At 71.5% G+C, this 22081-nt stretch carries 16 protein-coding genes; 8 read left to right on the plus strand and 8 right to left on the minus strand.

The window, feature by feature from the left end:
- Positions 1–87 precede the first annotated feature (87 nt).
- Both FK530_RS17740 and FK530_RS17745 read left to right on the plus strand, forming a co-directional pair.
- Positions 88–1110 carry an ABC transporter substrate-binding protein gene (locus FK530_RS17740; RefSeq protein ID WP_146488360.1) on the plus strand — a complete coding sequence of 341 codons (1023 nt, stop codon included), beginning with the start codon at positions 88–90 and terminating at the stop codon, positions 1108–1110.
- A 104-nt stretch (positions 1111–1214) separates the two neighbouring features.
- Positions 1215–2879 (plus strand): TIGR03767 family metallophosphoesterase, encoded by a 1665-nt coding sequence (locus tag FK530_RS17745; RefSeq protein ID WP_146488316.1) that lies wholly within the window; start codon positions 1215–1217, stop codon positions 2877–2879.
- 29 nt (positions 2880–2908) lie between these two features.
- On the opposite strand, the gene FK530_RS17750 is transcribed toward FK530_RS17745, so the two are convergent.
- From FK530_RS17750 to FK530_RS17760, 3 genes are read right to left on the minus strand one after another with little or no spacing between them, the layout of a single operon-like run.
- A complete protein-coding gene (locus FK530_RS17750) occupies positions 2909–3484 on the minus strand; it encodes an energy-coupling factor transporter transmembrane component T family protein (protein ID WP_146488317.1) in 576 nt (191 codons plus the stop codon).
- On the minus strand, positions 3484–4203 hold the full coding sequence (locus tag FK530_RS17755) for an energy-coupling factor ABC transporter ATP-binding protein (protein ID WP_146488318.1): 720 nt from the start codon (positions 4201–4203) through the stop codon (positions 3484–3486). The genes FK530_RS17750 and FK530_RS17755 overlap by 1 nt, the downstream gene beginning before the upstream one ends.
- Positions 4204–4237: 34 nt before the next feature.
- The gene (locus tag FK530_RS17760) at positions 4238–4804 is read right to left on the minus strand and encodes a biotin transporter BioY (RefSeq protein WP_191834109.1); all 567 of its coding nucleotides are present in this window, start codon (positions 4802–4804) and stop codon (positions 4238–4240) included.
- 40 nt (positions 4805–4844) lie between these two features.
- Between FK530_RS17760 and FK530_RS17765 the strand changes: the two genes are divergently transcribed.
- Positions 4845–5426, plus strand: coding sequence for a TetR/AcrR family transcriptional regulator C-terminal domain-containing protein (locus FK530_RS17765; RefSeq protein WP_158645131.1), 582 nt, complete (start codon positions 4845–4847; stop codon positions 5424–5426).
- Positions 5427–5455: 29 nt separating this feature from the next.
- On the opposite strand, the gene aroQ is transcribed toward FK530_RS17765, so the two are convergent.
- The gene (gene aroQ, locus FK530_RS17770; protein ID WP_146488361.1) at positions 5456–5896 is read right to left on the minus strand and encodes a type II 3-dehydroquinate dehydratase; all 441 of its coding nucleotides are present in this window, start codon (positions 5894–5896) and stop codon (positions 5456–5458) included.
- Positions 5897–6013: 117 nt separating this feature from the next.
- On the opposite strand from aroQ, the gene FK530_RS17775 reads away from it, so the two are divergent.
- Positions 6014–6415 (plus strand): transcriptional regulator, encoded by a 402-nt coding sequence (locus FK530_RS17775; protein WP_146488321.1) that lies wholly within the window; start codon positions 6014–6016, stop codon positions 6413–6415.
- Positions 6416–6451: 36 nt separating this feature from the next.
- Here the strand turns inward: FK530_RS17775 and FK530_RS17780 are convergent, their stop codons facing one another.
- Together FK530_RS17780 and FK530_RS17785 are read right to left on the minus strand one after the other, a co-directional pair.
- On the minus strand, positions 6452–7504 hold the full coding sequence (locus FK530_RS17780) for a hypothetical protein (protein ID WP_146488322.1): 1053 nt from the start codon (positions 7502–7504) through the stop codon (positions 6452–6454).
- On the minus strand, positions 7501–7926 hold the full coding sequence (locus tag FK530_RS17785; protein WP_158645132.1) for an ImmA/IrrE family metallo-endopeptidase: 426 nt from the start codon (positions 7924–7926) through the stop codon (positions 7501–7503). The genes FK530_RS17780 and FK530_RS17785 overlap by 4 nt, the downstream gene beginning before the upstream one ends.
- A 101-nt stretch (positions 7927–8027) precedes the next feature.
- On the opposite strand from FK530_RS17785, the gene FK530_RS17790 reads away from it, so the two are divergent.
- The 4 genes from FK530_RS17790 to FK530_RS17805 all read left to right on the plus strand — a co-directional run bounded on the left by FK530_RS17790 (position 8028) and on the right by FK530_RS17805 (position 18707).
- Positions 8028–11279 carry an arabinosyltransferase domain-containing protein gene (locus FK530_RS17790; RefSeq protein WP_231706685.1) on the plus strand — a complete coding sequence of 1084 codons (3252 nt, stop codon included), beginning with the start codon at positions 8028–8030 and terminating at the stop codon, positions 11277–11279.
- Between the two features lie 110 nt (positions 11280–11389).
- Positions 11390–14812, plus strand: a complete 3423-nt coding sequence (locus FK530_RS17795; RefSeq protein WP_231706686.1) for an arabinosyltransferase domain-containing protein — start codon at positions 11390–11392, stop codon at positions 14810–14812.
- A 9-nt stretch (positions 14813–14821) separates the two neighbouring features.
- Positions 14822–18058, plus strand: a complete 3237-nt coding sequence (locus FK530_RS17800) for an arabinosyltransferase domain-containing protein (protein ID WP_158645133.1) — start codon at positions 14822–14824, stop codon at positions 18056–18058.
- A 64-nt stretch (positions 18059–18122) separates the two neighbouring features.
- Positions 18123–18707, plus strand: a complete 585-nt coding sequence (locus tag FK530_RS17805) for an N-acetyltransferase (RefSeq protein ID WP_146488325.1) — start codon at positions 18123–18125, stop codon at positions 18705–18707.
- Positions 18708–18716: 9 nt separating this feature from the next.
- On the opposite strand, the gene FK530_RS17810 is transcribed toward FK530_RS17805, so the two are convergent.
- Both FK530_RS17810 and FK530_RS17815 read right to left on the minus strand, forming a co-directional pair.
- The gene (locus tag FK530_RS17810; protein ID WP_146488326.1) at positions 18717–20237 is read right to left on the minus strand and encodes a carboxylesterase/lipase family protein; all 1521 of its coding nucleotides are present in this window, start codon (positions 20235–20237) and stop codon (positions 18717–18719) included.
- Between the two features lie 10 nt (positions 20238–20247).
- On the minus strand, positions 20248–22020 hold the full coding sequence (locus FK530_RS17815; RefSeq protein WP_146488327.1) for a BCCT family transporter: 1773 nt from the start codon (positions 22018–22020) through the stop codon (positions 20248–20250).
- Positions 22021–22081: the final 61 nt, after the last annotated feature.

A 22081-nucleotide genomic window follows, 5' to 3' on the forward strand; every position in this document is an offset into this window, starting at 1 on the left:
GCCGTTGCGGGCCGTCGCGATCGCACCTCTTACCCGACGTAACTTTGATGTGCCTCACCTAAGACGTGGGATACGCTTCGGCGCGTGATGACACGATCCCTCGCCCGCCGGCTCGCGCCCGCGGTCGTGCTGTTGGCCGCCACCGTCGGCATCAGCGCCTGCTCGAACTCGAACGACGACGCCAAGACCCCGGGTAACACCGAGGTCGCCACCGGCGGCGAGCGCTTCGGCACCGCCGACGCCGAAACGGCGAAGCTCGGCACCGATGCGAAGCCCGGCGTCTTCCCCCGCACGATCACGCACGCACGCGGCGCGACCGAGCTCCCGAAGAAGCCCGAGCGCGTCGTCGTGCTCGACAGCGGCGAGCTGGACGCGGTGCTCACGCTGGGCATCAAGCCCGTCGGCATGGTGGTCACCGACGGCGCCAGCCCGATCCCGACGTACCTCGCCGACAAGGTGCAGGGCGTCGAGACCGTCGGCAAGAACACAAGCCTCGACCTCGAGAAGATCGCCAGGCTCAAGCCCGACCTGATCCTGGGCAGCCAGCTGCGCGTGGACAAGCAGTACGACCAGCTCGCCGCGATCGCACCGACGGTCTTCTCCATCCGCCCCGGCTTCCCGTGGAAGGAGAACTTCCGGCTGATCGGCGCCGCCGTCGGCGAGGAACAGAAGGCCAAGGACGCCCTGAACTCGTACGCCGACAACGCCAAGGCGCTCAGCGCGAAGTTCACCGGCGCCAAGCCGACCATCTCGCTCGTCCGGTTCATGCCGAACCGGCTGCGCCTGTACGGCAACAAGTCGCTGATCGGCGTGATCCTGCAGGACGCGGGCCTGCCGCGGGCCGGCAACCAGGGCGTCGACGAGCTGGCCACCGAGATCTCGCTGGAGAACATCTCGCAGGCCGACGGCGACTACATCTTCTACTCCAGCTACGGCAAGCCCGAGAACACAGGCGAGACCGCGGCACTGGCGAACCCGGCATGGTCGCAGCTCAGCGGCGTGCAGAAGGGCAAGTCCTTCCGCGTGGACGACGACGTCTGGTACTTGGGCCTCGGCCCAACCGGCGCGAACCTCATCGTCAAGCAGTTGGGCGAGTACCTGGCCAAGTAGGCGTCGGGGGTGGCACCTGCGCACCGCAGGTGTCACCCGCCTGTTAACGATGTTACGCGTGTTGTTCATGTGTCTCATGGGGTTTGTGGTTAGGGTCTCTATCCATGACCACACGCCGGGGATTCCTGCGCGCGGGCGCCGTCGCCGCGCTCGCCACCGCCACCGCCGCCGCCACCGGCCGCATCGCGCACGCACTGCCCGGGACGACCGTCGCCGGGCGCATCACCGGCACCACGCTCGAGCGGGTGAGCGTGCCCGGGCAGGCCCGCGCCGGCGGCTACCGCCCGCTGGTCGACGGTGCCGGCTGGCCCCTGTACGTCCGCCAGGAACTCGCGACCGCCGGCGCCACCCGCGAGGCGATGCGCGCCCCGCTCGCCTCCTTCGTGCAGCTCACCGACATGCACATCGTGGACGCCCAGAGTCCCGCCCGGTTCGAGTTCGTCCACCCCTTCCAGGCCCCGGCCTTCCGCCCCCAGGAGACGCTGACGACGCAGGGCGCCGTCTCGCTGGTCGAGCGGATCAACGCGATCGGCTCCGGCCCGTTCACCGGCCGCGCCTTCGACTGCGTCATCACCACCGGCGACAACACGGACAACCGGGAGTTCGCCGAGCTGAACTGGTTCCAGACGGTGCTCTCGGGCGGCACCGTGGTGCCCAACACCGGCGCCCCCGACCGCTTCGAGGGCCTGCAGGCCCATGGCGCCGCGCTCTACTGGCAGCCCGAATCGCCCTACTGGGACATGTACAAGGACAAGGGCTTCCAGCAGATCCCCGGCTTCCTGCGCGCGGCCATCGGCGCGCACACCAGCCCCGGCCTGCGGATGCCCTGGTACGCCGTCGTCGGCAATCACGACGACAGCCTGCTCGGTACCCTGCCCAACGGCATCGCCGACTGGCTCTACCTCTCGCCGGTCAAGCTCGACATCCCGCACACCGATCCCGCGGCGCTCGCCATCGCCCGCGCGCTCACCACTGATCCGTCGCAGGTCGGGCCGATGCTCACCAAGCTCAAGCTCTCCGGTCCGGTCATCCCCGTCACCGTCGACCCGAAGCGGGCCCCGTTCAGCCCGCGCGACTTCGTGCGCCGGCACTTCGACCCCGCCGTCACCGGCCCCGGGCCCGTCGGGCACGGCTTCTCCAGCCCGGACGGCCCCACCTGGTACACCTTCCAGATCGCCCCCGGCGTGCTCGGAATCGCCCTCGACACCACCAACAACCTCGGCATCGCCGAGGGCACCATCGGCGAGAAGCAGCTGGCCTGGCTCGTCGCGCAGCTCAAGGCCCACCCGGACCAGCTGGTGATCGTCTTCAGCCACCACACCTCGAAGTCGATGACCGCGGGGCTCCCCGATCCCGAGGAGCCGGGCGAGAAGCAGTACCAGGGCGAGGTGGTGGTCAAGACGCTCACCGACCACCCCAACGTGATCGCCTGGGTCAACGGACACACCCACAAGAACGAGATGATCGCGCACACCGGCCCCACGCCGAAGCAGAGCTTCTGGGAGATCAACACCGCCAGCCACGTCGACTTCCCGCAGCTGGCACGGATCATCGAGGTCGCCGACAACCGCGACGGGACGATCAGCCTGTTCACCCCGCTCATCGAGGCCGCGAGCCCCGCCACGGCGAACCCCTCGGACCTCAGCGCGAAGGGCCTCGCCAGCCTCTACCGCGAGCTGGCCTACAACGACATCCACCGCGACGACAAGCTCCTCGGCGCCGAGGCCGACCGCAACTGCGAGCTCCTCCTCACCCACCCGCTGCGCTGACCGTCGCGGCGGGGCGGAGTCGCGAGCGGTTACAGCCCGCGGGCGGCGAGGGCCTCGCCGAGCAGGTCCGCGTCGCGGATCAGGCGGATGAGCACCGTCGGGAGCACGCGGACGAGCGAGGCGCGCTGACCGCGCGCCCACGCCGCCTCGCGGCTCTGCCGGACGACGGCGATCACCGTCGGGATGGAGCGGATCGTCAGCGCGACCAGCAGTTCCACCCGCCACCCCAGGATCCGGCCGGCGAGCGCGGCGAGGTCGCCGGCGCGCGTGGTGAAGACCAGCAGGTTGCCCGCCAGCACGCCCACGACGAGCTGCCCGACGGGGCCGACGGCGGCGCGGGCACCGTCGGACAATCCCTGGCTGATCAGGTAGAAGACGGTCAGCACCACCGCGAAGAGCAGGGCCGGACGCAGGGCGCGCCACAGGTGCACCGGGCGCAGCCGCGCCACCGGGAACAGGGCGGCGACCACCAGCGCCGACACCGCGAGCGGGATCGGGCGCGGCAGGACCGCGAGGAACGTGACGAGCACGAGCATCGCCGCCAGCTTCACGGCGGCCGGCGTGCGGTGCAGCGGCGACTCGCGCGGGACGTAGCGGCCGAGCATCAGCGGGCCGCCAGCTCGCGGTAGAAGGCGATCGCGTCGGCGGGCGGACCGTCGAAGACGAGCGCACCGTCGTCCATGACCAGCACCCGGTCGAAGTCGTCGAGCATGTCGAGGTGGTGCGTGAGCAGGATGACCTGCTGCTCGAGCGCGGCGAGCCGGTCCCGGACCGTGAGCACGTTGCGCAGGTCGAGGAGCGTCGTGGGCTCGTCGCAGACCAGGATCTCCGGGTCCGTGACCAGCACAGACGCGAAGGCGAGCATCTGCTTCTGGCCCGAGCTGAGCAGCTGGGCGGGCGCGTCCGCGTGGTCGGCGAGGCCGAACTCGGAGAGGATCTCCGCGACCCGTTCCGCGTCCGCGGCGACGGCCTCGGACCGCTCGGAACGCTTCCACGGCGCCCGGCGGCGCTCGCGTCCGGGCGGGCGGAGCGAGAGCGCGACGTCCTCGGCCGGCGTCGGCATGACGATCTGCGCGGAGGCATCGGCGAACATGAAGCCCACGCGGCGCCGCACCTCCGACACCTTCTTCCGCACGTCGAGCCCCAGGGTCTCGACGGTGCCGGAGTCGGGCACGACGAGGCCGTTGAACGTGCGCGCGAGCGTCGACTTGCCCGAGCCGTTGGCACCGATGATCCCGATCCGTCGTTCCGACAGCTCCGCCGTGATGCCACGGAGCACCGGCCGCTCGTCGTAGGTGTGGCGGACGTCGTCGAGGCGGATCACGCCCGGCTCCCCGCGGGGGCGCGCCGCGGCGGGATCATGCCCTCTTCTTCGCGATGCGGGGGTACGCCCGCGCCACCGTCACCACCACGAGCGCGGTGATGACCACCTTGATGAGGTCGCCGGGGACGAACTGGAAGCCCAGCGTGAGCTTGGCGAACAGGCCCGACCCGGTGCGCCAGCCCAGCCACGGCAGGCCGACGGCGTAGACGACGAGCACGAGCCCGATGACGTTGGCGAGCCCCACCTTCAGCGGGTTGGTACGGCCCCACGTGTCGACGAGCCAGCCGGTCACCAGCGCGCCGATGATGCCGCCGATGAGGAAGCCGCCCGTCGGGCCGGTCAGCACCGCCAGACCGCCGCGTCCACCCGCGCCGATCGGCAGTCCCACGACGATGAGCAGCACGTACAGTGCCACCGACGCCCCGCCCCAGGGGTAGCCGAGCAGCGACGCGGCGAGCATGAACCCGAGCGTCTGCAGGGTGATGGGCGCGATGCCGCTGATCGTGACCGTGGGCATCGCCAGCACCGCGGTGAGAGCGGTGAAGACGGCGACGAGAGCGAGATCGCGCGGCGTGGCGCGATACGTGGCGGCGTTGAACACGGTTCAAGAAGTATCGGGGCGCTCGGCTAGAGTCAAGTCCGTGGCCATCAACCGCTCCGACGTGCTGACCTCCGCGATCGGCGTCCTCGACCGGTCGGGCCTGCCGGACCTGACGATGCGCCGGGTGGCCGCCGACCTGGGTGTCGCCCCGGGCGCCCTGTACTGGCACATCCCGAACAAGCAGTCGCTGCTGGCCGCGATCGCCGACACCATTCTCGCCGACCCGTCGCTCGCCGCGGCGGCGTCGAAGTCCCGGATGCGGTGGGACCGCCAACTCACGGGCTACGCGCACGCGCTGCGCGCCGTGCTGCGCAAGCACCGCGACGGCGCCGAGGTGGTCTCCGCGTCCCTCGCCTCGCAGCTCGGGACCAGCAACCTGCAGGCGCAGATCGCGGAGATCGCGGCCGCCGCCGGCGCGGGACCCGCCGACGCGAACGCCGTCGCCCTCACCCTGACGCACTTCGTCGTGGGCTTCACCTTCGAGGAGCAGACCCGCGAGGCGATGGCCCGCGCCGGTGCCGCCGCGGGCGACCTCGATCAGACCGCCACCGACCGGTCCTTCGCCGGCGGCGTCGACCTCATCGTCGACGGGCTGCGGGCCCGCACGGCCACGCTGGCCTGACTCCGCCGCGCAGCGGATCGGGCAGGGCGTCAGGACAGATCGACGGCGCGATCCACGGCGTAGCCGTACCCGGCGATCCCGAATCCGGCGATCACGCCCGCAGCGACCGGCGAGACGTACGAGTGGTGCCGGAACGCCTCACGCGCGTGCACGTTGGAGATGTGCACCTCGATGACGGGGACGTCCGGAATCACCAATGCATCGGCGAGCGCCACTGAAGTATGTGTCCACGCTGCCGGATTGATCACGATCGCGGAGAATTCACGTTCCCGCGCGACGTCGTGAATCCACCCCAACAGCTCGGCCTCGTCATTGGTCTGCCGGACCTCCACCTCGGCGTTCCGCGCGGCCGCGGCCCGGCGACAGACGTCGACGACGTCGGCGTACGAATTATCCCCATAGACCTGCGGCTGCCGCACTCCCAGCATGTTCAGATTCGGTCCGTTCAGCACCAGAATGCGGGCTCCCATGCGGCCAGAATAGCTGTCCACCGTTCCAGAGAAATGGGATACATGTCCCACGCCGTGCGCATCGCGCCCGCGGATCATGTAATCTCCCAGTATTCGCAATCTGGAAGGGAGGGCCTCATGACGACGTTCGCGGCCAAGTTGAACCGACTTTTCGAGGTCGTGCATCCCGCAGACCGGGGGCCCTACACCTCCTCGGAGTTCTGCAGGATGGTCGAGGAGAGCGGCGGCAAGCTGTCCGTTCCCTATCTGTCGCAGCTGCGCTCGGGCCGGAGCTCGCGCCCGGCGTACGACATGGTGGCGTCCATCGCCCAGACCTTCGGCGTGCGCGCCGAGTACTTCTCGGATCCGCTCTACGAGCGTGAGGTCCTGGCCGACCTCGAGCTGACCCGCGAGCTGCGCGAGTCGGGCATGCTCGAGATGGCACGCCGCTCGACGAAGCTGTCGGCGGACCGTCGGGCAGCGCTCGCCGGTCTCCTCGCCGAGCTCGAGGCGGAGGACGGCAAGGAGGGTACGGCCTAGCCGTATCCCTCCGGGCCGGCACCGGCCCACCGGGGCTCAGCGCACCCGCTCCAACAGGGGCGACGGGGTGTGCTGGGCCCTTTTCGTCACTGCGGCCGTCCACCGCGACGTCCGCCAGCCCGACGGGGGCTCCAGGTCGACGGCGTGCACGGAACCGTACGGCGCCTCGCGGTCCAGCCAGCGGGCCACCGCGTCCGCGCGGTCGGTCGGCGAGGCCCCGGACAGCTTCCCCTCGCCCGGGCTCGCGAGCATCGCCCAGCCGTCGAGCACGACCACGGCGCGAGCCTCCGCCGTCTCGACCCAGCCGCCCCCCTGCCGCACGACGGCCTCGAGGTCGGGAAAGAGCTCCTTGACCTGCTCGTACGCCGGCCGGAAGTGCAGCCACTCGCGCGCGGAGATCAGGATCGACGTCAGCCACGAGGCCATCAGCACGAGCGTCCAGCTCGCGAACGCCGCGTCGAGCATGAGCCGGTTGAGCCGTAGCACCCACACGCCCACCTGCAACTGCTGCAGCAGGACGCCGCCCGCGATGACGTTCGCGACCGCCACGATCGCGAGCAGGACGCCGCCGAGCGCCAGCAGACGCAATTGCGCGCGGTGCACCCGGCTGCGCTTGGACACCCGCCACGTCGACACCGCCACGACGAGCGCGGTGGTGCCGAGACAGGTGTAGATCAGGGCCGTCTCGACGGCCAGCCCGAATTCGCCGCCGAAGCCGAGGCCCGTCGGATCGTCGAGCCGGCCCAGGACCGCACCGGTCACGATCACGACGCCGACCGCGACCAGCGGCAGCGCCCACGCGGTCAACCGGGCACGGGTGAGCACCCCGTCGAGCGCGAACGCGAAGACGAGCGCCCCGAAGCAGGCCACGAGGAGAAGTACGCGCTCGACGGTCACGACCTCGAACTCCCGCATCCCCAGGTCGCCCAGGGCGGCGATGACCATGGGGGTGTCGATCGTGACCATCAGCGCCAGCGCCACGGCGGTCAGCAGCGCGCCGCCGGCGGGGGCGTTCCGATTGGCGCGCCACCGGCTGTACCGTTCCAGCGCACCGAGCCAGAGGATCGGTGCGACGAGTGAAGCGATCATCCGAGCAGTTCGTCGACCACCGAGTCGACGCGGGTGATCGTGTGTCCGGCCTTGACCCGGCGCACGAGCAGCGTGGCGAAGGATTCCGCCTCCGCCTCGCACCGCGCGGCCCTGCCGCTGTCGGGGTCGGACGAGCAGCCCTGTTCGTGGCCGAGCACCAGGTGGCCCAATTCGTGCGCGAGCGTCTGCTCGAAGGTGGCGACGCCGCTGGAGACCACGAGGAGGTCCCGCTCGTCGGAGCGCAGCCACATGCCGAAGACGCCGACGGGCATCGTCATCCGCTGCACGTCGATCCGGCGGCCCAGGTGCTCGGCGTACGCGGCGACCACCTCGGCGACGGTGCCGGGACCCGACCCCGCCTGCGGGGTCACGGCGCGCACGACGGCGCGCACTGCGCGCGTCGGCCGGTCGGATCCCCTCATGCACGAAACTGTACGTCGGTTCGTCGGCTCGTTGTACACCAAGCCGCGCATAGCACCGGTTCGCCCGGATTCCACCAGGTCGCGGCGTCTAGACTCGCGGGGTGCCCGAACCGTCCGCTGCTGCCCGCGCAGCCCGCACCACAGCCCGGACCGCCGCCCTGACCGGCGTGCTCGGGGTGCTGTTCGCGCTGCTCACGCCGTTCATGCCCGTCAAGCAGACGACCGCGGCGCTGGACTGGCCGCAGCGCGGTTCGCTCGAAGCGGTCACCGCGCCCCTGCTGTCGTACGTGCCCGATCGCATCGACGTCACGATCCCGTGTTCCGCCGTGAGCGCCCTGCCCGGCGGGGTCGGGACCCTGGTCGCGACGGGGCCCGTGGACTCGCCGGACACGGTCCGACGGGGCATGACGATCGGCGTCACCACCCTTCCCGACCAGCGCCGCATGCTGGAGGTGGTGGTCCGCAACACCCCCCTGCTCACGGTCGACGTCGCGGCCCTGGCCGCGCCCGGCTGCCGATCGATCGTCTTCTCCGGCGACACGAAAACGGTGAAAGCTGAGGTCACGGGCGTCGCAGGCCCCGACGGGGCGCCGCTCACCGGTGGCAAGGACAACGGCTTCGACTACCGGCCGCAGGTCGTCGGTGTGTTCACAGAACTACATGGCACAGTGACGGACGGCACGCGAATTCAGTTCCGTGCGGATATCGACACGCGCTACTCGACCGTTCCGGCCGCTGCGCGGTGGGTCGTCATCATCCTCGCGATCGCGCTGATCGTGGCGAGCCTCGTCGCGCTCCACCGGCTCGACGTCGCCGCCGACGGCCGCCGGCACCGTCGGATACTGCCCGCGGGCTGGTGGCGCCCGAGCAAGCTCGACAGCACCGTCATCGCGCTCCTCGTCGCGTGGCACTTCATCGGCGCGAACACCTCCGACGACGGCTACATCCTCACCATGGCGCGCACGGCCGAGGCCGCGGGGTACACGGCCAACTACTACCGCTGGTACGGCGCGCCGGAGACCCCGTTCGGCTGGTACTACCAGGCCTTCGCCTGGCTCTCGCACCTCTCCACGGCCAGCCCCTGGGTCCGCCTGCCCGCGCTGATCTGCGGCATCGCGACGTGGCTCATCATCAGCCGCGAGGTGGTACCGAGACTCGGGCGCGCGGCCCGCTCCCGGTTCGCACTCTGGGCCGCGGCCGGGGTCTTCCTGGTCTACTGGTTCGCCTTCAACAACGGCCTGCGCCCCGAGCCCGTGATCGCCCTCGGCGCCCTGCTCACCTGGTGTTCCGTGGAACGCGCCATCGCGACGGGGCGGGTCCTCCCGTTCGCCGCCGCCGCGGTCTTCGCGGGGTGGACGGTGGCCGCCGGCCCGACCGGCATCATGACGGTGGCCGCGCTGCTCGCCGGCGTCCGCCCGGTGGGACGCCGCATCCTGGCGCGGGCCCGCACGAGTCCCCTCGGCTTCCGGCTCACCATCGCGGCGTACGTCGCACCCGTGCTGGCCGCGGGCGTGCTGCTGGTGCCCATCATCTTCTCCAAACTCACCGCGTCGGCCTTCGTCGCGAAGACGCTCATGCAGTCCGATGTGGGCACCGTCGTCGACACCAAGAAGTGGTACAACGAGATCGACCGGTACTCGGCCCTGTTCACGTTCACGGCCGACGGCGGCGTCGCCCGGCGGTTCGCGGTCATCGTCACCATCGTCTGCCTGCTGCTGGCGGGCGCGGTACTGCTGCGCAAGGGCCGGATCCCGGGCGCCAGCCTCGGGCCGAGCCGGCGCCTGGTCGCCGTCACCCTCGGCGGCCTCCTGTTGCTGATGTTCACGCCCACCAAGTGGACGCACCAGTTCGGCGCCTTCGCGGGGCTCGCGGGCGCCCTCGCGGCGCTGGCGGCCATCGCGATCGCCCCGGCCGCGCTGCGCAGCGCCCGCAACCGCGCGCTCAGCGCCGCGGTGGTCCTCCTGGTCCTCGGCCTGTCCTTCAGCGGTCCCAACGGCTGGTGGTACGCGAGCAACTACGGCGTCCCGTGGGGCGAGTCGACGGTGCTGGCGCTCGGCACGGTCTTCTTCGCCGGGGCGGGGATCGCCCTGCTCGTCGCGGGGTGGCTGCACTTCCACGAGCCCGATCCGGCCCCGGTGCCGCCGCGCGCGAAGCGGGTCGTCGACTTCTTCGGCAGGCAGTCGTCGATCACCTGGGCCGCGTGGACCGTGGTGATCCTCTGCATCGGCTCGATGGCGGCGACCACCGGCATCACCCAGTTCTCCTCCTTCTCCAACGGGAAGGCGAACCTGCGCGCGCTCGGCGGCCACGGGTGCAACCTGGCGGACTACGTGCTCACCGAGCCCGACCCCACGTCGGGCCTGCTACTGCCGCTCGACGGGAACATCCGCGACGGGCTCGCCGGGCCGGGCACGACCGGCGTCTCGCCCGACGGGGTGCCGACCATCATCAATGCGACGACCAGCTCGAACACCGACGACTCGAGCACCTCCCTCGACGCGATGGCGCGCCTGCCGCAGGACACGACGTCGGGCCGCACGTCGACGGCCGGGATCAACGGCTCGCACATGCGCCTGCCGTACGGGCTGGACCCGGCGCGCACCCCCGTGCTGGGCTCGTACTCGCAGGAGGCGCAGTCCAAGGCCCAGGTGGTCTCGAAGTGGTATCCGCTGCCGGCACAGGCCGCCGACCGCTCCCTGATCACGCTCTCGGCCGCCGGCAAGTTCACCGACGACGAGCTGTACCTCGAGTACGCCACGGACGCCCCGGCCGTCGGCGCCGAACCGAAGGTCGCGGGCAAGAAGTCCCTCATCGACATCGGCCCGAAGCCGGCGTGGCGCAACCTGCGCCTGCCGCGCACCGATCTGCCCGCGAACGCGACCGCGATCCGCGTGGTCGCGGTCGACGACGACCTGGCGATCGACCACTGGCTGGCCGTCACCCCGCCGCGGGTGTCGAAGCTGGTCACGGCGCAGGAGCTGATCGGCTCCACCGAGCCGGTGCTCCTGGACTGGACGTCGGGCCTGGCCTTCCCGTGCCAGCGCCCGTTCAGCCACAGCAACGGGGTCGCCGAGGTGCCGCAGTGGCGGATCACGCCCGACCAGAACCTGTCGCCGGTGACCACGGAGTGGGAGGGCACGCTCGGCGGCGGGCCGCTGGGCTGGGCGCAGATGCTGCTCCAGCAGGAGAAGATCCCCGGCTACCTCCAGGGCGATCTGGGGCAGGACTTCGGCGACGTGATGCGGCTGGTCCCGTACTCGCAGGCCCGAGCGGCGGATCTCACACTCGGGAAACGCACCGTGTGGGGGACCCACGTCGAGGCGCCGATCCGCAAGGACCGGACCGATTCCTGACCGGGTTTCCTGACCTGCGGCATCGCGCGGACTGAGAATCGCCTGAACGATGGGGGCTTCCCCGGACGGCGAATCGGTTCTCCCAGCTCTCTGGCATACCATGAGCACCCGTGTCCGTGCCTACGTCGAGCTCCGAGCAGGAGCCAGAGCGGCGACCCGCGAGCGATGGTCCGCGGCGAGCCACCAGCGATGCTCCGCGCGGTGTCGCCGGCGCCCGCCTCGTCGCGGTCGTCGCCGGCGCCGTCGGCCTCCTGCTCTGCCTGCTGACCCCGCTGCTGCCCGTCCAGCAGTCCACCGCCTCGCTCGACTGGCCGCAGCTGAGGCCGGGCGCCGAGAGCGCGGAGGTCACGGCCTCCCTGGTGACGCAGTCGCCCGCCGATCTCACCGCGACGGTGCCGTGCGCAGCGATCGCCCGCGCCGCCGGCTCCGGCGGGACGGTGCTGTCGACGCTGCCCGTCGGCTCGGGCGCGGCGCGGGAGCTGGGCCTGAACGTCGTGGTCGGGGCGCCCGGGCCGGGTCAGTCGGTGACCGTCTCCTCGCGGAACACCGTCATCGCGGCGGCACCCGTCGACCGGGTGCGGGGCTGCTCGCAGCTGCGGCTGTGGTCGAACGCCGCCGAGGTGGGCGCGCGCTTCGAGGGCATCGACGTGGCCGGTGCGATCCCGACGGAGAACCGTCCGGTCATGGGCGGCGTCTTCACCTCGCTCCAGGCCGACGACGTCGCGGCCGCGGGCCCGGGCCTGCGCCTGCACGCCGACCTGGACACCCGCTTCGAGCTCTCCCCGTCCCCGCTCAAGGCGGCGGCGATCGGTTTCGGCCTGCTCTGCGTGCTCGCCTCGCTCGTCGCGTTGTGGCTGCTGGACCGGGCCTTCGGGCACCACCGCCGGGCGCCGCACCGCACCCTCGGGCAGCTCCTGCGCCCCCGCCCCGTCGACGCGGCGGTGATCGGCGGCCTGGCCCTGTGGACCGTGCTCGGCGCCGGCAGCTCCGACGACGGCTACATCCTGTCCATGGGCAAGGTCGCGGCAGAGGCCGGGTATACCGCCAATTACTACCGCTTCTTCGGCGCCCCCGAGGCCCCGTTCGACTGGTACTACACCTTCCTCTCGCACTGGGGCTCGGTCAGCGCCAACGCCATCTGGATGCGCCTGCCCATGCTGGCCGCGGGCGTCGTGGTGTGGCTGCTGCTCAGCCGCGTGCTGCTCCCCCGTCTCGGGCCGGGGATCCGCCGTTACCCGCTGGCCGTGTGGGCCGCGGGCGCGATGCTGCTGGCCTTCTGGTTCCCGCTGGCCTCGGGACTGCGCTCGGAGCCGATCATCGTGCTCGGCACCATCGTCACCTGGGCCGCCGTGGAGCGGTCGGTCGCGACGCACCGCGCGCTGCCCGCAGCGATCGCCGCGATGGCGGCGGGGCTGACGCTGGGCCTCGCGCCGCAGGGCGTCATCGCGGCGGCGCTGCTCCTGGCCTCGTCGGCCGCGGTGCTCCGCGTGCTCGTCGCGCGCCGGCGCGAGGCCGGACTGGCCGCGCTGGTGCTGCCCGTCCTGGCCGCGGCCGCGGTGATCATCCCGATCGCCTTCCGCGACCAGTCGCTGGCCTCGGTCGCCGAGGCCATCCGGATCCGCCTCGAAGTGGGCCCGGCGGCGCCGTGGACGCAGGAGTACCTGCGCTTCTTCTTCCTCACGGTCGAGACCACCGACGGCTCGCTCGTCCGCCGCGTGCCGGTCTACCTCTTCGTCATGTGCCTGTTCGTGGCGCTCTTCGTGATGCTCCGCGGCCGGCGCATCCCCCGCATCGCACCGGGCCCGGTGTGGCGCCTGGTGGGCGCCGTCTTCATCGCGGCGGCCCTGCTCTCGCTCACGCCCACCAAGTGGACGGTGCACTTCGGGGTGTACGCCGGCCTCGCCGCCGCGCTCGCCGCGGTGACGACGGTGGCGGTGGTCGAGGCCGCACGCACCTCCGTCCGGAACTTCACGTTCTTCCTGTGCGGGATGCTCTTCGCACTCGCCGCGGCGTTCGCGGGCTTCAACCTGTGGTCGTGGCCCTACCTGTGGGGCGTGCCGTGGTTCGACCGGGCACCCGAGGTCGCCGGCATCACCTTCAGCAAGGCCTTCCTGATCCTCGCCGGGCTCGCCGGGGCGCTCGCCGCGTGGCAGCACTTCCGGATCGACTTCCGCGGCCGCGGCGAGGGCGGTCTGGTCGAGGACGGCACCGTCGACGACACCGCCCTCGAGGACACCGAACTCGCCACCCACACCCGGGCCGACCGGGACCAGGCCCTGCGCAGTCGCCGCCGGCTGCGGCTGGCCTCGCTGCCGCTCGTCGCGGTCCTGGGCATGCTCGTGCTCGGCGAGGGCGCGATCTTCGCGAAGGCCTACGTCTCCAACCCCGCCACGTACACGGTCGCCAAGGGCAACCTGGACGCGCTGCGCGGCGACAGCTGCGGCATGGCGCGCTCCGTGCTCGTCGAGACCGACCCCAACGCCGACATGCTGACCTCGGCGGAGGGCCGCCCGGCCGCGCAGGCGCTGACGGGGCCCGGCACACACGGCTTCACGCCCGACGGCATCGCGAACGAGCTCAAGCCCCTGGCGATCAGCTCGGCGCCCGGCCAGATCAACATGGCCTCCCCCATCACCTCCCCGTTCACGTCCACCGCGGCGACGACGGGCACCGGCGGCGGCACCGGGCCCCGCACGATCAACGGCAGCACGGCGGCCCTGCCCTTCGGGCTCGATCCGGCGCACACCCCCGTCGTCGGCTCATACGGCCAGAACACGGTGCCCGCCGAGCTGTTCAGCGACTGGTACAGCCTGCCGGCGCGGTCGGCGGACCGCCCCCTCGTGGCGTTCGCCGCGTCCGGCGCCATCTCCTCGGTCGGCCCGACCGGCAAGAAGGAGTACGGCCAGCCGGTGACCCTGGAATGGGCCGAGCGCCGCGCGGACGGCTCGATCGGCGCCCGCGGGGCCATCGACCCGATCGACCCGGGGCCGAACAAGCCCTGGCGCAACCTCCGCGTGCCGATGGAGGCGATCCCGCCGACCGCGAACGTCGTCCGCATCCACGTGCGCGACCCGAACCTCGGCGATCAGCAGTGGGTCGGAGTCACGCCGCCGCGCGTCCCTCGACTGCGGACCCTGCAGGACGTCGTCGGCGAGACGGACCCCGTTCTGCTCGACCTGCTCGTCGGCCAGCAGTTCCCGTGCCAGCGCCCGCTGGCGATCCGGAACGGCACCTACGAGGTCCCGAAGTGGCGCATCCTGCCCACGCGCAAGGACGCACTCTCCACCTCCGGGACCTGGCAGGCCCGTGAGGCCGGCGGCGTCCTGACGGTGCCGGACACGCTGCTGCGGACGACGACGCTGCCCACGTACATGACCGGGGACCTCACCCGGGACTGGGGCGAGCTGCAGCAGTACACGCCCCTCGCCGACGACGCCCCCGCGGCGGGCCTGACGGTCGGTGTCCAGACGCGGTCGGGATGGTGGCGCCAGGGCCCGATCCGCGCGCTGACCAACCAGACGGTGAAGAACTAGGAATCGATGATGAGCAGCGAGAACTCGACCGCGCCCGCGACGGTGCCGCCGGAGCAGCGCTACGGGAAGTGGCGGATCGTCGCCGCCGTCGCCGGCCTGCTGGGCTTCGTCCTGGCGATCCTCACGCCCTTCCTGCCCGTCAAGGAGACGACGACCGCGGTGCACTGGCCGCAGGACGGCCGGATCTCCAACGTCGAGCTCCCGTTGGTCTCGTACACGCCGGTGCGGCTGGACGTCTCGCTCCCGTGCTCGGTGGTGAACGCGTTGCCGGCCGCCGGCGGCACCCTGCTGCGCACGCTGCCCGAGGACGGGCCGCGCCCCGGCCTGCAGGGCCTGGTGATCCGCGCCGACGCGAAGAACGTCATCATCGCCGACCGCGACGTGGCGCTGGCGACCGCGAGCCGGACCGACGTCGCGCGAGCGGGATCCGACTGCGCGATCCGCTTCGTCTCCACACCGGAGTCGACCAGTGCCTCGTTCACCGGGGTCACGGCCTCCGACCCCGGCGCGAACCAGCTGTCGGTCACCGTCAACGATCCCAACCTGCGCCCGCAGATCGCCGGTTTCTACACGGACCTCCCGGCGTCGACGCCCGTCGCCGGGGTCGACGTCTCGACGCAGGTGGACACGCGTTTCAACACCACGCCGTCGACGATCAAGCTGATCGCGATCGTCGTGGGCATCGCCTCGACGATCCTCGCGCTCATCGCGCTCGGCTTCGTGGACATGCGCGACGGCCGCGGCCACATCCGCTTCATGCCGCAGGGCTGGTTGCGCCCCCGGCCCGTCGACTTCACCGTGATCGGCGTGCTCGGGATCTGGTGGCTGATCGGGCCGAACACGTCCGACGACGGCTACCAGATCACGATGGCCACGCAGACGAAGTTCAGCGGCTACATGATCAATTACTTCCGCAGCTTCGGCGTGCCGGAGAACCCCGTCGGCTGGAACGACTACCTGTTCACCGCGATCTCCCACGTCACGACGGCCGCGCCCGCGATGCGGCTGCCCGGCCTGGTTTTCGGGCTGCTGACCTGGCTCATCATCTCCCGCGAGATGATCCCCCGACTGGGCCGCGCGGTCCGCAACAACCCCGCCGCGCTGTGGGCGGGCGCGGGCGGCTTCCTGCTGATCTGGCTGCCGCTCAACAACGGCCTGCGCCCCGAGCCCGCGGTGGTCTTCTTCTCGCTGCTCACCTGGGTGTCGGTGGAGCGCGCCATCGCGACGGGCCGCATGCTGCCCGTCGCCATCGCCGTCCCGTGCGCCGCGCTCTGCGTGGGCGCGGCACCCGGCGGCCTCATCGCCGTCGCCGCGCTGCTCGCCGCGTCGCGCCAGATCATCACGCGCATCGTCAAGCGCCGGGGGCGCGACGGGCTCCTGCCGATGATCGCGCCGATCCTCGCCTCGGGGATGGCGTACCTGTTCTACGCCTTCTTCACGCCGAGCTTCGCCGCGCTCCGCGAGGCGATCACGGTCAAGACCGTCACCGGCCCGACCCTCGACTGGTACGAGGAGGGCGTCCGCTACTACTACCTCATGCTCGAGACGGAGGACGGCTCCGCCGTTCGCCGGATCGGCGTGCTCACCGCTTTCCTGTGCCTGTTGACGGTGCTGACGTTCATGCTCCGGCGCAAGCGCCCGGCGGGCATCTCCGCGGGCCCGGTGTGGCGCCTCATGGCGGTCTTCTTCGCCACCGTGGTGCTGCTGGCCTTCACCCCCACCAAGTGGACGCACCACCTGGGCCTCTTCGCCGGCTACGCCGCCGGCATCGCCGCCGTCGCCGCGACACTGACGATGGCGCCGATGATGCGCTCGAAGCGCAATCGCGTCTTCTTCGCCGCGGCGGCGCTGTTCATCGCCGCCATCTCCTTCGCCGCGCGCGTCGGCTACTACTGGGTGGGCACCTACGGCATCCCGTGGAACACCATGCCGCCGCAGCTCTTCGGGCTCGAGATCTCCTGGCTGCTGTTCTTCGCCTCCGTGCTCACGGCCCTCTACGGCCTGTGGCTGCACTACCGCCGCGACTACGCCCCCGAGCCCACCAAGACCCGCGGGCGCACGCTCCCCACGCTCGCGATCCTCACCATGCTGATGGTGCTCTTCGACGTGGGCACGATGGCCAAGGGCGCCTACGCGCAGCGCGGCAGCTTCTCCTGGACGGCGTCGAACGTCCGCGCGCTGCAGGGTGATACCTGCTCGATGGCGGACTACGTCCTCATGGAGACCGACCCCAACGCGGGGCAGCTCAAGCCCGCGCCCCGCCCCGACGGCACCGTGCCGAGCGCGGCGCAGGCCCTCGCCGGGAAGTCGACGGGCTTCTCGCCCACCGGCATTCCCGGTTGGCTGTCGCCAGTGAAGTCCAACCCCGGGCACAACACCGACGTCACCAACTCCGACGTACCGGAGACGGTGGGCGGCAAGCGGAACCCCGATCCGAAGACCGACGGCGTGCCGCTGCCCTTCGGCCTCGACCCGGCGACGACCCCCGTGCTGGGTTCCTCGGGCGCGACGGGCCTGGCGAACCTCACCTCCGACTGGTACACCCTCGGCGCGGTGGACGAGTCGACACCGCTGGTGACGCTGTCCGTCGCCGGTCCCGTGGCGGCGACCGGCATCAACGGCGTCGCGCGCGACGGGCGCACGTTGTTCCTCGAGGCCGGACACCGCGCCGCGAACGGCACGGTGCAGCCGCTGGGCCGTCTGGCGCCGCTCGACGCCTGGACCAACAACAACTGGCGCAACCTGCGGTTCCCGACCGCGGACCTGCCGCGCGGCACCAACACGGTGCGCGTGGTGGTCGACGACCGGGTGCCCTCGCCCGACCCGATCGTCGTGACCCCGCCGCGGATGACGCCGATGAAGACGCTGCAGGAGTTCCTGGGCCGCGACACCGTGGTGGCGATGGACTTCATGGTGGCCTTCGCCTTCCCGTGCCAGCACCAGGTGCGCGCCGTCAACGGCGTCTTCGAGCGGCCCGAGTACCGGATCTCGCCCGACTACATGGCGACCGTGCTCACCTCGAACACGTGGCAGGGCTGGAAGACCGGCGGCCCGCTCGGCGTCACGGACGCGCTGTACCACGAGCAGATCGTGCCCACCTACCTCAAGGGCAAGTGGGCGATGGACTGGGGCACGCTGACGAAGTTCACGCCGTGGACGGCGGCCGAACCGGCGCGGCTCGAGCTCGGCACCACCACCCGCACGGGCTGGTACACGCCGGGGCCGATGCGGTCCGCGCCGTACTGATCGCGCACCGGCCCGGGCCCGGCGGAGATCGCCGCCGGGCCCGTCGCGGGCGTACCGTCGAGGCATGGAACCGATCACCGGGCATCGCATCGAGGACGTCACGCCGGGCACGCTCTGGTCGTCCTTCGGGGTGCTCGCGCGCGCCTTCGCCGATGATCCCGTGATCCGCTGGGTCCAGCCGCGGCCGTGGGGCGACCGCCTCACCTTCGCGGGCATGTACCTCGCCTCGCACGGCGCTCCGGGCACCGGCCATCTGCTGTTCGACGGTGGCGTGCCGGCCGCGGCGGCGTACTGGGATCCGCCCGGTCACGAACCCGGCCCGGCGCGCCAGGTCGCCGCGCTGCCGCTGCTGGCGGCGGGGATCAGGACCGGGTTCGGGCGCGGCGCCGCGCTGGTGCGGGCGCTGCAGGAGCGCCGGCCGGCGGAGCCGCACTGGTACCTCTCCACGCTCGGCGCGGAGCGTCCCGGGTGCGGGTTCGGCTCGGCGCTCCTGCGGTACGGCCTCGAGCGGGTGACGGGCCCCGCCTATCTGGAGTCGAGCAATCCCCGCAACGTACCCCTGTACCGGCGATTCGGCTTCGAGCCGCTGGCGCCGATCCCGCTCCCGGGCGGCCCCGAACTCATCCCGATGATCCGTCCCGCCGCGTAGGGGCGGCGGTCAGCGGACGCCGTCCCAGAGGGCGCGGAGCGCGGGCGCGGGATCGACGGCGGTGCCGCCCTTCCCGCCGAACACCCGCACGGTGCGGGCGGGCAGGTAGGGCTCCCAGCCCGGGTCCTCGCCGCGGGTGAAACGTACCCAGGCGCCGTGGGTCTCGTCGGCGACGGCCTGCGAGGGCGCGGGCCCCGTGAGGTTCGTGACGCCGTCGGCGTGCAGGTTGTCGAAGGCGAAGGCCAGCTCGACGGCGTGGCACGCTCCGAGGCGCCCGCCGAGCGCCGTGGACGGCTCGTCGAAGCGGTAGAAGAAGGTCTCCGCCGGGCCCTGCGCCCGGGCCTCGGCGATCCGCACCGCCGGGATGCCGAAGAACCAGTCGGCCATGATGCGGCAGAACAGGTCCCCGGGCGACGCGTCGGGCTCGGCCTCGCGGTACGCGGCGACCGCCGCCGCGGGGTCGGGCAGGCCGTACTTCGCGGCGGTGGGGGCCAGCGCCGCCTCGGGCAGCAGGTCGATCAGCCCGCCCGGCACGATGAAGAACCGGGCCTCGTCGGCGTTGGCGCCCACCAGGACCCGCACGCCGGCGCCGGAGCCGGCGCGGATCGCGTCGATCGGCAGCCGGGGTAGGACGTCCCCGTCGATCACGGGCTCGAAGATCATCACGTTCCGGGTCAGCTCACCCCAGGCCGCGGGGTCCGGGTTCGCCTGGATCTCGGCGTCGAGGGCGGTGGTGGCGTCGACCAGGGTGCCGGCGTCGATGCTCGCGAAGCCCTCCCGCGTGGGTTCGATGCCGAGCCGCTCGGCGAGCGCCCGGGTCACCTTCTGCGCGGTCTCGCGGGTGATCGCGTGGTGGCCGGCGCCGCTCTGCAGCACGGCCTGGGCGAACAGGCCCTGCGCGAGCGGCGAGGCGAGCAGGGAGCCGACGCTCATCCCGCCCGCCGACTCCCCCGCCACCGTGACGCGCGCGGGATCGCCGCCGAAGCCAGCGATGTTGTCGCGCACCCACTGCAGCGCCATGATCTGGTCGCGCAGACCGAGGTTGGTGTGCTCGTCGCCGGTGTCGAGGAAGCCGAGGGCACCGAGGCGGTAGTTGATGGTCACGCACACGACGCCGTCGCGGGCGAAGGCGGCGCCGTCGTAGTAGCCGCTGCGGCCGCTGCCGTTGCGGAAGGCGCCGCCGTGGATCCATACGAAGACCGGCAGCCCGCCGGCCCCGCCGGACGCCGCGACGTCGCCGCCGGGCGCCGGCGCCCACACGTTGAGGTTGAGGCACTCCGCGCCGGGGAAGTCCGGCTCCGCCGTGAGGATCTCGGCGACGGGCCCCTGATACCCGGGCTTGGGCACCGTCGGGCCGAAGGCGGAGGCGTCGCGCTCGCCCTCCCACGGCGCGGGCGGGACGGCGGGCAGGAGCCACCCGGCACCGTCGAGCGGTGCGGCGTAGGGCAGGCCCAGGTAGCGGGCCACGCCCTGCTCGACGGTGCCGCGGACGCGGCCGGAACGGGTCTCGGCGGTGACGGAGGAGGTCATACCTCCTTGTCTACCGGGAGTCGTCGCCCTTGGTCTCGATATCGACCTCGATCGGCCCGGAGTGATCGGCGTCGTAGACCTCGATCGTGACCAGCTCGCCGGTGTGCGGCGGGTGGTACAGGTCCTCCGGCACCGTGCCGTCGGAGTAGACGGGCAGGTCCTCCGAGGGCAGCACGTCGGTGCTGTCGTCGGTCACCGCGAGGGTGTTCGCGTGCCAGCGCATGCGCTCGCCCAGCTCCTCGCGATGGGCGCGCTCCGCGACGATCAGCGGGTCGTGCCACAGGTCCATCATCAGGCCGGCGCACATGCCGACCATCACCACGAGGAAGGGGGCCGCCGCGATGATCGCCATCTGTTTGATGCCGGTCAGCGCGTCGTCGCCGCTCACCCAGAGCAGCAGGGCCGCGACGGTGCCGGTGAGCACGCCCCAGAAGACGGTGATCAGGCGGTTCGGTTCCTCCGCGCCGCGCTGGGACAACGTGCCCATGACGATGGAGGCGGAGTCCGCGCCGGAGACGAAGAAGATGCCGACGAGGAGCACCACCAGGAAGGCGGTGATCGTGGGCCACGGCAGATTGCCGAGGACGTCGAAGAGCATGACCTCCTCGTTCTCGGCCTTGCTGATGCCGAGGCCCGCCTGCTCCTGGTTGATGGCGGTGCCGCCGAAGACGGCGAACCAGACCAGCGAGACCAGGGTGGGTACGGCCATGACGCCGATCACGAACTCGCGGATGGTGCGGCCGCGCGAGATCTTCGCGAGGAACAGGCCGACGAACGGGGTCCAGCTGACCCACCACGCCCAGTAGAAGATGGTCCAGGAGGCCAGCCACTTGCCCGCCTCCGGCTCGTTCGCGGCGCTCCGGGCCGACATGTCCATGAAATCCGCCGCGTACGCGCCCATCGACGTCGGCAGCAGGTTCAGGATGAACACGGTCGGGCCGACCACGAAGACGAAGACCGCGAGCACCAGCGCGAGCACCATGTTGGTGTTCGACAGCCACTGGATGCCCTTGGCGACGCCCGACACCGCGGACGCCACGAACGCCAGCGTCAGAAGGGCGATGATGGCGACCAGCAGCAGCTTGCTGGAGCCGTCCTCGGCCCAGCCGAGGCGCTCGAGGCCCGCGCCGACCTGTGCGGCGCCGAGGCCCAGCGAGGCGGTGGTACCGAAGAGCGTGGCGAAGATCGCGAGGATGTCGATGACGCGGCCGCCCACGCCGTGCCCGCCGGTGCGGTTGAAGATCGGCGCGAAGACCGAGCTGATGAGCTGGCTGCGCCCGCACCGGTAGGTGCTGTACGCGATGGCCAGGCCGACCACGGCGTAGATGGCCCACGGGTGGAATCCCCAGTGGAACATGGTGGTCGCCATGGCGACGGCCACGTCGTGGCTGTTCATGCCGGGAGGGGCGCCCACGAAGTGATAGATCGGCTCGGCGGCGCCGAAGAACATCAGGCCGATGCCCATGCCCGCGCTGAACATCATCGCGATCCAGGAAACGGTCTTGAACTCGGGGCGCTCCCCGTCGCGTCCCAGCGGGATGCGGCCGAACCGGGAGAAAGCCAGAAAGACGGCGAAAAGAACGAAGAAGCTGGCTGAAATGAGGAACAGCCAACCCAAATCGGTGATGATCCAATTGAGGACGTCGGAGGTCGTCTGCTTCAACCCGTCCGAATCCAGGAAACCCCAGAGGACGAACGCCAGGACCGCGACGCTCGTCACACCGAAAACGACCCAGTCGGTCGTCCGGCGATGGTCTCCTGCCTTATTAGTTACAGTAGCCATGATCCCACTAGATCACAGTGGACATGGCGCAGGTCAAATCTCCGGTGAACTCCTCCGTGCC

The sequence above is a fragment of the Tsukamurella conjunctivitidis genome, from assembly GCF_007858475.1.
Classification (GTDB): domain Bacteria; phylum Actinomycetota; class Actinomycetes; order Mycobacteriales; family Mycobacteriaceae; genus Tsukamurella; species Tsukamurella conjunctivitidis.

Excerpts from the sequence above, each read along its gene's own strand:
- FK530_RS17785 (WP_158645132.1), bottom strand. The coding sequence starts at position 7,926 with ATGAGGGGATCCGACCGGCCGACGCGCGCAGTGCGCGCCGTCGTGCGC.
- FK530_RS17740 (WP_146488360.1), top strand. The coding sequence starts at position 88 with ATGACACGATCCCTCGCCCGCCGGCTCGCGCCCGCGGTCGTGCTGTTG.
- FK530_RS17800 (WP_158645133.1), top strand. The coding sequence starts at position 14,822 with ATGAGCAGCGAGAACTCGACCGCGCCCGCGACGGTGCCGCCGGAGCAG.
- FK530_RS17780 (WP_146488322.1), bottom strand. The coding sequence starts at position 7,504 with ATGATCGCTTCACTCGTCGCACCGATCCTCTGGCTCGGTGCGCTGGAA.
- FK530_RS17750 (WP_146488317.1), bottom strand. The coding sequence starts at position 3,484 with ATGCTCGGCCGCTACGTCCCGCGCGAGTCGCCGCTGCACCGCACGCCG.
- FK530_RS17745 (WP_146488316.1), top strand. The coding sequence starts at position 1,215 with ATGACCACACGCCGGGGATTCCTGCGCGCGGGCGCCGTCGCCGCGCTC.
- FK530_RS17815 (WP_146488327.1), bottom strand. The coding sequence starts at position 22,020 with ATGGCTACTGTAACTAATAAGGCAGGAGACCATCGCCGGACGACCGAC.
- FK530_RS17805 (WP_146488325.1), top strand. The coding sequence starts at position 18,123 with ATGGAACCGATCACCGGGCATCGCATCGAGGACGTCACGCCGGGCACG.
- FK530_RS17810 (WP_146488326.1), bottom strand. The coding sequence starts at position 20,237 with ATGACCTCCTCCGTCACCGCCGAGACCCGTTCCGGCCGCGTCCGCGGC.
- FK530_RS17775 (WP_146488321.1), top strand. The coding sequence starts at position 6,014 with ATGACGACGTTCGCGGCCAAGTTGAACCGACTTTTCGAGGTCGTGCAT.
- aroQ (WP_146488361.1), bottom strand. The coding sequence starts at position 5,896 with ATGGGAGCCCGCATTCTGGTGCTGAACGGACCGAATCTGAACATGCTG.